The organism is Syntrophobacterales bacterium, from assembly GCA_031274925.1.
GTDB lineage: Bacteria > Desulfobacterota > Syntrophorhabdia > Syntrophorhabdales > Syntrophorhabdaceae > PNOM01.
Genome location: JAISPL010000005.1, coordinates 36774 through 47500, shown reverse-complemented (window position 1 = coordinate 47500; position 10727 = coordinate 36774). Strand labels below are relative to the sequence as shown.

At 49.6% G+C, this 10727-nt stretch carries 7 protein-coding genes and 1 rRNA gene (1 of these 8 only partly in view); 1 reads left to right on the top strand and 7 read right to left on the bottom strand.

All coding sequences use genetic code 11. The features are described from left to right. The 5 genes from LBQ00_00795 to LBQ00_00775 form a co-directional block, all read right to left on the bottom strand. Positions 1 to 549, bottom strand: a 16S ribosomal RNA gene (locus LBQ00_00795) (it extends 1013 nt beyond the left edge of the window). A gap of 647 nt (positions 550 to 1196) precedes the next feature. Continuing rightward, the gene (gene bioA, locus LBQ00_00790; GenBank protein ID MDR2017418.1) at positions 1197 to 2549 is read right to left on the bottom strand and encodes an adenosylmethionine--8-amino-7-oxononanoate transaminase; all 1353 of its coding nucleotides are present in this window, start codon (positions 2547 to 2549) and stop codon (positions 1197 to 1199) included. Positions 2550 to 2706: 157 nt separating this feature from the next. Next, the gene (locus LBQ00_00785) at positions 2707 to 4404 is read right to left on the bottom strand and encodes a UvrD-helicase domain-containing protein (GenBank protein MDR2017417.1); all 1698 of its coding nucleotides are present in this window, start codon (positions 4402 to 4404) and stop codon (positions 2707 to 2709) included. Positions 4405 to 4470: 66 nt separating this feature from the next. Next, on the bottom strand, positions 4471 to 5748 hold the full coding sequence (locus tag LBQ00_00780) for an endonuclease Q family protein (GenBank protein MDR2017416.1): 1278 nt from the start codon (positions 5746 to 5748) through the stop codon (positions 4471 to 4473). A 1-nt stretch (position 5749) separates the two neighbouring features. Then, a complete protein-coding gene (locus tag LBQ00_00775; GenBank protein ID MDR2017415.1) occupies positions 5750 to 7516 on the bottom strand; it encodes a DUF362 domain-containing protein in 1767 nt (588 codons plus the stop codon). A 248-nt stretch (positions 7517 to 7764) separates the two neighbouring features. Here LBQ00_00775 and LBQ00_00770 point away from each other — a divergent pair, with 248 nt between their 5' ends. After that, positions 7765 to 8502 (top strand): SDR family oxidoreductase, encoded by a 738-nt coding sequence (locus tag LBQ00_00770; protein ID MDR2017414.1) that lies wholly within the window; start codon positions 7765 to 7767, stop codon positions 8500 to 8502. Positions 8503 to 8606: 104 nt separating this feature from the next. Here LBQ00_00770 and LBQ00_00765 read toward each other — a convergent pair whose 3' ends face one another. After that, complete coding sequence (locus LBQ00_00765; protein MDR2017413.1) at positions 8607 to 8792, bottom strand: hypothetical protein; 186 nt, start codon at positions 8790 to 8792, stop codon at positions 8607 to 8609. Between the two features lie 379 nt (positions 8793 to 9171). Further along, positions 9172 to 10719, bottom strand: coding sequence for a long-chain-fatty-acid--CoA ligase (locus tag LBQ00_00760; protein ID MDR2017412.1), 1548 nt, complete (start codon positions 10717 to 10719; stop codon positions 9172 to 9174). Positions 10720 to 10727: the final 8 nt, after the last annotated feature.

Here is a 10727-nt window from a genome sequence, read left to right as displayed (position 1 = left end):
ATTACCGCGGCTGCTGGCACGGAGTTAGCCGGTGCTTCTTCTTGTGGTACCGTCAGATCCCGCGAGTATTAGTCGCAGGACTGTTCTTTCCGCACGAAAGGGCTTTACAACCCGAAGGCCTTCATCACCCACGCGGCGTCGCTGGGTCAGGCTTTCGCCCATTGCCCAATATTCCCCACTGCTGCCTCCCGTAGGAGTCTGGGCCGTGTCTCAGTCCCAGTGTGGCTGGTCGTCCTCTTAGACCAGCTACCCGTCATCGCCTTGGTGAGCTTTTACCTCACCAACAAGCTGATAGGCCATGGACTCAGCCTCAAGTGATAGCTTGTATAAATACATGCGCCACCTTCTACCCCACAGCTTATGCTGTGTGGTCTTATCCGGTATTAGCTCCGCTTTCGCAGAGTTATCCCGGGCTCAAGGATAGATTATCCACGTATTACTCACCCGTCCGCCGCTCTACTAGCCCCCGAAGGGACTTTCGCGCTCGACTTGCATGTGTTAGGCACGCCGCCAGCGTTCGTTCTGAGCCAGGATCAAACTCTCAGATCAAACTAAAAATTGTTCAAAATCATACTTGAACGAGGACCTACTATTTTCTTTTCAAAGAACAATTGTTAACTGCTCAACCTTGAAGCAGTGTTAAGTATACTTATTTTTTTTCTATTGTCAAGCGATTTCAAAAAATATTTTACTAAAACGTCTTTCGAATTCTTCCTCGACATTTGAAGCTGAAACAGAACTGCAACCAAGAACCTCTGAGACGTGCATCTCATTTAGAGTACAGCTGACAGGCATCGGTAAACATCCGGTTTCATATCCAAGTATACTGCCACTAATACGCAGGCTCATATTTCCTTCCCTGCCTTCGTGTTTTGCAATAACGTCAACATGGGTGAGATAATAGCACAACAGATTTAAACTTGCAAGTACTTCTTGCGACAGATTCACTATTTTTCAGGTTTTAGGCGCGATGGAGCTTGTAAGGGCTCGTTGTGCAATGGTTTTCATAGGAATCTTTTTGTTGGGCTATGTTGGCCTCCATTGGTAGTCGGTGTGCTAAAAGACCCGTCTGTAACGGTTTTTCCTAATTTCCCGGCAGATGACCGGCCAACTCTTTCTCTGCGGCCAACACCCCCGCCTCTGGATTATTCACTATTCGCTGATGAATGTTCACTGCTTTTCCGGCTATTCGTTATTCAGCATCTTTCCGTCACCGCCCTGATACTTTCATACGTAATCGCCACAAGTTCCTCCAGCGTATTTTCGTCGATAGCGGGCGGAGGCATAAGCACGATCACATCCCCGAGAGGTCTTATGACCGCGCCTCTGCTTCTTGCTTCCATAATCACCTTGTGTCCCATATTTTCGCCAGGAACATAGGGCTTTTTAGTTTTTCGATTCTTTACAAGCTCAATCCCCACCATAAACCCTTCCTGTCGCACATCTCCCACATGAGGCAGGTCGGCGAACTTCTTAAGTTCGTTTCGGAGTGTCTCTATTTTTGGCTTCATATTTTCAACAATCTTCTCGGCCTCAAAAAGCTCCAAATTTCGGACCGCAACACTGCATGCCAGCGGATTGCCAGTGTACGTATGTCCGTGAAAGAAAGTCTTGAAATCTTCAAATCGGCTAAGAAAACCACGAAACACCTCGTCTGTTGTCAATGTTGCGGCGAGAGGCATATATCCGCCGGTGATACCCTTTGCCACGCAAAGGAAATCCGGATGCACATTCTCCTTTTCACAAGCAAACATCTTGCCCGTCCGGCCAAAACCGGTAGCCACTTCGTCCGTGATCAAAAAAATACCATGTTCTTTCGTGATCTGTGAGACCGATGAAATGAACCCCTCCGGTTGCACAATCATACCTCCGGCACCCTGAACGAGTGGTTCAATTATAACAGCGCAAATCTCGTCCTTGTGATTTTTTACGATCTTCTCAAATTCTCCGATGCATGCCGTGCCACAACTTTCCTTTGCAAGCTTGAGGGGACACCGGTAGCAGTAAGGCGACGGAGATTTGAAAGTTTTAAACAGGAGCGGGCGGTATATTTTATGAAACAAATCTATCCCCCCCACGCTGACAGATCCTACGGTGTCGCCATGGTAACCATTGCTAAAACAGACGAATCTTTTCCTTTTCTTTTCTCCCCGCTGCCGCCAGTACTGATACGCCATTTTAAGTGCGATTTCTACCGATGTGGACCCGTTATCGGAATAGAAAACTTTGGAAAGTCCCCGGGGCGTTATCTCGACAAGTTTTTTTGCAAGGAGCACGGATGGGGCGTTCGCAAGCCCGAGCAGTGTTGAATGGCAAAGCTTTTCCGATTGATCGCGTATAACATCCAAGAGTTCTTTCTTGCCATGGCCGTGAACAACAACCCATAACGACGAGACGCCGTCAATATATCTTTTCCCCTCTGAGTCGATGAGATGAAACCTTTCGCCCCGCTCAATCACCAAAGGGTCCGTCTCCATGTATTCCTGCATCTGTGTAAAGGGATGCCAAACGTATTGCTTGTCCCATTCCTTCAGTGTATTGCTTCCCATATATCCTCCTACCGACGGCCACCCGATCTGTCTCTAGACCATCACAACACCGCAATGCGTCCGTTTTCTATAAGTAAAGTAGATTATCACGAAAGAGCCTCACCCGCAATGAAAAGGGCGGTCCAGCAGCCGGATGGACGCTGCAATTTCCACAAATTCAAAATAGCTTCATTTGTCTTTGTTTCTGGGCCAACCTCTTGTCTTCCACGACTCTCTCCTTTATAAATTCTTTTGGAATTTCAAGAAGGAAAGGAGATGGCCGCGAGACATTGCGACGGCCCCGCAGGAAGCGGCTCCGCGCACGTGTAAGGAGAAGCTCGTCTTTTGCTCGTGTCATGCCGACATAGAAGAGCCTGCGTTCTTCCTCTATCTCTGTCTTTTCCGCCACAATTCCAAATGGAATGAGCCCATCCTCCACGCCTGCGATAAAGACAACCTTGAACTCCAGGCCTTTTGCGGCATGCATGGTCATAAGGGTTATAGCTTGAGCCCTGGAGTCATATCCGTCTCCTGTAGAAAGAAGAACCAGTTCATTCAAAACCGCGTCGATGGCTTCGCTCGCGGGGAGACTGCCATATGCGTAAGTAATCTGGCAAAGGAAGGCCAGGTCATCTTCTGTTACATCCTTTTCCTCACACAAAGCTATAACAAAATCGTGAATGTCCAAGACAGATAAACTCTCGTCAGCCCGTTCCTTCAGCGCCTCGGCAACTTGCTTTATCCCTGCCGAAGCTTCACCTCGCACTACCCGGTATGGCATCCCGGACTCAAAAAAAGCCTCCTCTAAAACTTTGACTTGCGAATTAGTCCTGAATATCACGGCAAAATCAAGGAATCCGCAGGAGCCATCCGAGCAATCGAAATCATCCGTTCTCTTCATGAGATCGTAATGGCTTGTCCCGCCCATTCTTGATTCGATTTCTTTCACGATTATTTCGGCCTCCCTCCTCTCGTCGGGGGCGGATATAACCGTAATCTCCATTCCTCTTGCCCTTATTGCCTCAATGTTTTTGGCCGGTCTCTCTCTATTGTGCCGTATTACCCCCGACGCCGCGTCGAGAATGGTCTTGGATGAGCGATAGTTCCTGGTGAGCGTGATCATTGAAGCTCCCGGAAAGTCTGTCTCAAAATTGAGGAAATTCTTCATATCAGCTCCCCTGAAGGCATAAATCGCTTGGTCAGGGTCACCCACAGCGCAGATATTACTATCACCGTCTGTAAGGCGTCGCGTAAGTCTATGCTGCGCCTGATTGATGTCCTGGTACTCATCTACCATCACATATCGGAACACTTTTTTGTATTGAGCAGCCACGGCTTCGTCATCCAGGATGGCCAAAGGAATGCGTATCAGGTCATCGAAGTCATACAAGCTCTGTCTCCTCAATTCATCATCATAGGCCTTACAGAGCTTGCTTACTTCCATATCCTGCGGCTCTTCCATGAGACTCTTGATCCTCGATATTGCCTCGGCCATCTGTTCCGCTCTTCTGCGACCGCCTGAAAGCGGTTCAAGAATATCAATCTGTCGCCGCCTGTCGCATACTGCCATGCCGTTCTTCAAGTTCTCCTTTATTATCCTGAGGCCGAGAAGGTGAAACGTCCCTATGAACATGCCCGATGCGCGGCTTCCCATAAACTCGTCTACCCTCTCCCGCATCTCCCGTGCCGCCCTGTTCGTGAACGTTACCGCAATGATCTCCTCCGGCCTTACGCCATGATCAACGAGATATGCGATTCTCCGAACGATGGTAAGGGTCTTGCCTGTGCCAGGTCCTGCCGATACAAGTACGGGACCCGATATAGTGATTGCCGCCTGCCTCTGTTCTTCGTTCAAGCCTTCGAGTAAACGGGACATATTCTCATCATCCGCTCCGATTCAGCGGGCCGTTGATTGTCGTTCAATTACATTATGGAAGTTTTTTCAGAGCAAAGGCATCTGCCCTTTCATTTCCCTGCGCTCAAATTCTTCGAATATCTTGATTTTCCCGTATTCTCCGTCGTATCCGGGCTTGATATGCACAGCTCCGGTGCGCATCCTCGCAATTGCCTCCGCGACAAGAGGCGCACTGCCGACCTGCTCTATCTCTTCCAAAGGGGTATCAAGAAGTATCTTAAATTCATTTCCCAGTTTTGACAGGAGCTTCAGATATTCAGCCATCACTGTCTTACTGCCCGCACCAACTTTCATGGCCTCTGAAAGAACCTCCGGGAGTGGGATTGCGGAGTAATAGCGGGTGGCGGTCGACGGTATGAAGCCTGCTTCCCTTTCTGCAAGCGCCTGGACCCTGTGCATCACACCCACAGTTACGCGTTTGGCGCATACCGGACAACGATAGCCGTAACGGATCGTTTCCTCTGGTGAAAGACTGATTCCGCATGTCCTGTGGCCATCGTAGTGATACTTCCCTTCCTCAGGAAAGAACTCAATTGTCCCAGAGAAACCTTTTCCATCCGCAATCGCCGCAGTAATCGCCTTGTATGATATTTCTTCCGTGTCAAAGATATTCGCTTCTCTGCCAATCTTTTGCGGTGAATGGGCATCGGAATTTGATACAAGCGTGATTCCGTCAAGGGCCGACAGACGCCAGTTCATTGGCGGGTCCGAAGAAAGGCCTGTTTCCACGGCCCTGATATGAGGGGTAAGCTCCTCAAAGCACTCAACCAGGGAATCAAAGCCTGACGCCGCGCCAAAAACGGAGAAATGGGGAGTCCATATGTGAGCGGGGATAAGCATGGCCTCTGGTGAAGCATCAAGGGTAAGCTTAAGGAGATCCTTTGCATCAAGCCCGAGAATTGGTCTCCCATCCGAGCCGATATTGCCAATCTTCGACAAGGCAAGGTTTATCCTCGCGGCAACGGCAAGATCAGGAGCAAAAACAATGCAGTGTACTTTTCGGGTCTTTCCATTCTTGCTGTAAATACAACTAATCTCCACCGAGAGAAGAAAGAAAGGCTCTCTTTTACACGACTCCGGAACACCCCCTGGGCGCATCTCCTTCTTTAGCGTAAACAACCCGTTCCCTACGGGTTCAAGTTTATCGGTCAGTTCCATAAACCACTTCGGGTGAGTAAAATCGCCCGTGCCCATTACGGTTATCCCCTTGAGCTGAGCCCATCTCCACAAGCCCTCCGGCTCCATAGCCGAGCTTGTGGCTCTGGAGTATTTGGAATGAATGTGGAGATCCGCGATGAACCGCATGTCAGGCCCTGTCCATGCTCAGAACTTCCCTCAACATTTCGCTCAGTTTCGCCTCCTCGGTCTTGTCCGCATACTGAGGCCTCTCAACGTCTGGAAACAATTCGAATATACCGTTCATGATAACCTCTGCATGAGGAGGACAGCCTGGGAGATGAGTACCAGCCCATTCATAATGCTGCTGGCAGATGCCCATAAAGACATTATTCTCATTATTCTCTTCCGGTCTTGCCATACCATCTCCAGCAGGTCCGAGAAAAATATTTACCCTTTTATTGAATGGCCGGTCAATGAGCAGCCGACTCGGGTCCTTGGGGTCAGGTCGCCTTAGCTTGCTCAGCACAAAATGAAGATACCCTTTGCAGCCAGGGCAAGCACGATCGGCATGGATCGTGATATCCCTGCCTCCCGTAAGGTCAATGGCGGGCTGTCTGAAGGGACTCATTACCTCTTCAATCCCTGGACCAACGACTGTGATCATATTTTCTTCAACAGGCCCCATACCCTGCATATAGGCCAGCCACACAGGCGGGGAAGCAAGAGGATCAAGTCCCATAATCTTCATGGCAACGGAATCGACGGCCACTGGATTTGTTCCTCCGATAAGAAGGCCCATTTCCTTCGGTACCCCAGACACAGGTCCAAAATCCTCCTGACCGGTAAGCCCATCTATAATTGTCAGTTTAGGCTTGATCACGTGATGAATGTTTACCAGATTCTGCCAGAGTCCAAAAAAGTGTGTCATGTACTTTTCAAGAGGAGGCACGGCGCCTTGGAGATGTTTGATGCTCAGGGAGGCCACAGCCGCAAAATGTATCTTGAGGACCGGTACGCTGATGATGACATCCGCCCTTTCAAGGGTAAGGGGGATCTTTCTGGAAACCATCCGCTTTCCACCGAGAATCGTTTTCTCTGTCGTATCATCCTTATTAAGGTCTACAAGGCTCACTTTTTTTCTATCCATGTCCGCCAGCCTGTCATAGCCGTAATGTGCGAACATTTTGGAGGTTTCGCTCCGGTTTATTGAAGACCCTTCGGCAATGATTACTCTTGCAGCGACAGGGAGAAGGATCTCCGTCAAGGCCCTCACCACCCTTATGTCTGTGATGATACCGCCCTTATATTCGCCATCCTTCAATCCATGGTCGCTCACCACATTCGGCTTTATAACCACGGTCTGGCCCGGCTTTACAAATCGCTTCAGCCCACCCAGTTTACGTATCAGGCGTCGAAGCCCTGTTTTGACCTCTTCATTGGTACTGGTTTCAGGCACCCTCTCGATAGCCACCTTCTCTTTCGTCCTGTAAGCCGCTGCGGGCTGGAGCCCATCCAGCTTCTCGCGAAGTATCGCCCAACTCAAATCCATCTGGACAAGAGGGATGCCGCCGTTCATCTTGAATGTATGAGTGGGTCGGAAACCATATTCCACAGCCCAGTTATATTTGCCCGCATCGTCGGCCAGCAGCTCGAATGCAATCAAATTCTCACGAACGATAAGGGCATCCATCATCGCCGTCCAGAGCTCAGGCATGCTGCCTCTTCCGTCAATACAGATTTCCTGAACTCTGCTTCTACTTTTGTCGTAGGCGATCCAACCGGCCGTCTTTCCGTCCCGGACGGCTCGAAATATAACGATGGCCGGATTATCCGTCCACTGCTTCCATCTGGTCAACGGATAATCCCCTGCATTTATATTCTCACAGTACGAGAAAAACCGCCTTCGGAACTGAGCGGTAAATTTTCCTTTGCTGAGTATAATCGGCAATGCCATCTCCCTGACCTCCTTGAATATATTGCCCCGACGACTACTTGGCGTTTGATAAAGATTACCACAACTCAGGTATCCTTAGATTAAAAAATTATATGGTCCGGTCGCCTACGCTTGCCAAGGGGGGCAGCCGCCAGAGCGTAGAGCTGTGAATTACTTGTAAGTTCTTCCAGTATTCGTTAAACTGGAATCTAATCATACAACCGCTGACTGCGTGTTGCAGAGGCAGTCACCAAGAAAGGAGAATCCATATGAATCTCACCGGCCGCACGGCGCTCATCACAGGGGCAGGTCAGGGTATCGGCCGAGCCTGCGCAGAAGTATTTGCCGAGAGGGGAGCAAAACTGGTACTTATCGACAAGAACAGGGGTACTTTACCCAAGGTCGTGGAACACTTGTCTGCGAGCGCGGCTTCGGTTCTTGCCCACATCATTGATCTTACCCATACGGAACCGCTCCTCAAGCTTACAGAACAAATCAAGGCGGAGGCAAGGATCGACATCCTCGTTAATAATGCAGGATTTGACCGCCCAGGCGTCACGGCGAAAATAGATACACAGGATTTTAACGAGGTCATGGGAATTCACGTCATAGTCCCTTTCCTTCTTACTAAAGCCTTTTTGCCTGGCATGAGAGCCACAAAATGGGGCCGAATCATCAACGTAAGCTCCATCTATGGACTTCTGGGAGCTAAGGGGGAGGCTGCCTACGCAACCGCGAAGGCAGCAGTCGTGGGATTGACGAAAACTACCGCAAGAGAAGCCGGCCCTGACGGCGTGACAGTGAACGCAGTGGTGCCCGGACTGATACGGACCCCTCCGATAATAGCAATGCCGGAAAAATATAAGGCGCCTATTCTTTCCGAAACCCTCCTGGGCAGGATCGGCGAGCCGGAGGATGTCGCGCGGGTAGTAGCTTTTCTTGCTTCTGAAGACGCAGGTTTTATAACAGGCGCCTCAATTCCCGTCTCCGGCGGGTGGAACATATAACTATCCCGTTTAAGGGCGTCTATTTTCGGACTGTAGCATCCCGGCATGATTGGCCAGCATGGGTCAATGGAACCGGTGTGCAGTATTGAACTCGATTTTTGGGGTTACATCGCTATTTTCCTGTAGGCGCAATAGTAACCCTTTTTATCGTGATCTTTTGCCATATCATCATGAGGCCAATCAAGACCATGCAGTAACACAATATCTAAGGCTATTGATGAGCAGGCCAGGAGAAATCCAAGGGCGATGAGATCAATTCTCTCGACAACAAAGTCCGCTTGAGAAATCAAGAGTTTGCGCCTCCAGCAATGCCTGCCATGCCGAAACCACAGCAGCGAACGTCCATGGATAAGACATGGACCTTCAAAAAAAGAGTCCTATCCTGTAAGCGATAGGACAAACATAAACGGCACCACGAAAGCAGGAATGGTACGCTTTAGGCCATGGGTTACTCTTCCGTCTGTAAAGGCTATACTACGGCAAAAGACGAGAGGATGATGAGAGACACAATACTCTTCCCAAGAGAGGATCGGGATTGATTCCTGAAACAACTATATCTTGAGGAAATAAATTTAGCTCAACAGAAGAAGCAACACTGGTCAGTTACTCAGGCAGGGCCGGTCAGTCAACGACCGGCCCTGCCTATTTTTATCCAAAACCAGTTCTCCATCACTTGGCTGCGTAATAGGTACGAATCTCTTTTTTCAATATTTTTCCTTGGGGGCTTTTCGGCAACTCTTTCCAGAAATCAACGGTCTTCGGCTTCTTATAGCCGGCCAAGCACTCACCACAAAACGCGATCAGTTCCGCCTCGGTCGCTGACGCCTCGTTCTTGAGGACTACCACCGCCTTCACCACTTCACCCCAATGTTCGTCCGGTATGCCAATTACTGACACCTCGGATATGGCAGGATGCCGGTAAAGCACTTCCTCCACTTCACGGGGGTATATGTTCACACCACCGGATATGATCATATCGTTCTTTCTTTCCACGATATAGATAAAACCCTCTTCATCGAATTTGCCAAGATCACCGGTTCTGAGCCACCCGCCTCTCAACTTTTCAGCCGTTGCTTCGGGCATCTGCCAGTAGCCGATGGTCATTGCTTCGCTCTTGCCGATAATCTCCCCCACTTCTCCGACAGCCACATCCCTATCGTCCTCGTCCACAATTCTGATCTCATAATTGAGTGCCGGTTTTCCGGAAGACGCGAGCCTGTTCAGATTTGCGGCTGAGCCGTTCACGATGTGATCTTCTGGTTTCAGGACCGTCGTAAAAGGCCCGCTCTCCGTCTGACCATACAGTTGGGCGAACCCGCACGGAAAGACTTCAAGCGCCTGTCGGAGCAATTCAGCCGGCATGGGCGAACCTGCATAAAGGATAAGTTTCAAGCTCGAAAGGTCGAACTTCCTGATATCCGGTATCTGAAGGAGGCTGTGGATCATGGTCGGCACGAAATGACACCTTGTTATTCGTTCTTTTGAGATATAATCCAGGATTTCTATGGGGTTGAAGCCCCCTTCCTTTTTGATGCAAATCGTATTCGGCATAAAATAATGCCTTACTATGTTGTCTTCGGCTGCCACGTGATACATGGGAAACGCGATAAGAACCCTTTCGTCATACTCGACTCTGAGGTCTATAGAGCTTGCAACGGCATCGGACATGAGATGCCGGTGAGTCCTCATTGCCCCTTTTGGCTTCCCTGTAGTACCTGCCGTAAAGATTATACTCAACACATCATCTTCCGATATTTTTGACCTGGGCTCCTCAGTCTTTCGGCAATCAATGCTCTGTCCATAGTCTTCCATTCCGGGCCACTCCGGCTTCTGAAGGCAGACATAGTGTGTGACAGAACTGAGGACCGGTTTCAGTCCCGCAATCATGGCGCCGAAATCCCTGTCCAAAAACAGAAATTTCGGCGACGAGTACTGGATCAACTCTCTGAGCTCTTCGTTTTTCACGTGGTTGTTGTAAGGACAAAAGATACCGCCGGCTTTGGCGGCAGCAAAATAGATCTCAATAAACTGATGACCATTATGAACAACGGCGCCGACCCGGTCACCCTTCTCAAGTCCCGCATTGATAAGAAAGTCAGCCAATCGGTTGACTCTTTCATTGAGGGCACGAAAAGTAAGGGTCATATCTTCCGAAATGACGGCCGGTTTATCAGGAAACTTATGGGCATTTCTTACAAGTAGATCACCTATGGTCATGCCTTTCC